The sequence below is a fragment of the Monashia sp. HAY1-2A genome, assembly GCF_056755315.1.
Window position 1 is genome coordinate 1 of the sequence record NZ_JBNDHY010000768.1, and the last position, 237, is coordinate 237.

Annotated in this window: 1 protein-coding gene; it reads left to right on the top strand. The window is 61.6% G+C overall.

Annotated features, from left to right (window positions below; all coding sequences use genetic code 11):
* On the top strand, window positions 1-237 hold a 237-nt coding region (locus ACPYOM_RS23850), incomplete at both ends, for a YncE family protein (protein ID WP_481347883.1).

Genomic DNA, 237 nt, shown 5'->3' on the forward strand with positions numbered 1-237 from the left:
GGCCTCAACCAGGTGAAGGTCTATCGCACCGACACTTTCGAGCAGGTTGCTACAATTCCGGTCGGTAACCTTCCGCATGGCGTCTGGCCGTCCGGCGACGGCACCCGCGTCTATGTCGGTCTCGAAAATGCCGATGCACTTGCCGCCATCGACACGCTGACGAACAAGGTGATCGCCACCATTCCGATCGGACAGGCACCGCAGGCGGTGAACTACGTCCCGAACGCAGTGCCCGAG